Origin of the sequence: Salmonella sp. SAL4457, assembly GCF_046548235.1 — a bacterium.
Taxonomy (GTDB): Bacteria; Pseudomonadota; Gammaproteobacteria; order Enterobacterales; family Enterobacteriaceae; genus Salmonella; species Salmonella enterica.
In genome coordinates this window covers 1-275 of sequence record NZ_JBGDZO010000424.1, presented here as the reverse complement: position 1 = coordinate 275, position 275 = coordinate 1, and the positions used below count along the sequence as shown (strand labels likewise).

The 275-nt window shown below is 63.6% G+C and carries 1 pseudogene; it reads right to left on the bottom strand.

The features are described from left to right. Positions 1–272: pseudogene (locus ACLJNW_RS24910) on the bottom strand (lipoyl synthase); the annotation flags it as partial. Positions 273–275 lie beyond the last annotated feature (3 nt).

The following is a 275-nucleotide window of genomic DNA, read 5'->3' as shown; positions in this document are numbered from 1 at the left end:
ATCATGAAGGTCGCGGTGCCGCCGGAGAAGCACTCGCCCAGGTTCGGGCAGGACGCCTCTTCGCAGACGCTGTGCAGCTTGTGCTTGCGCAGCAGTTGCTTGATGCGGTCGACCTCGGGGGAAACCGGGATGCGCACGCGGATCCAGTCGGGTTTCTTCGGCAGTTCCTCGGTGGGAATGATCTTCACCGGAATCCGCGCGACCTTTTCCGCGCCGCGCAGCTTCACGCCGACTTCCACCTTGCCCGGCTTGGCTTCTCCGGACTTCTCCACAAC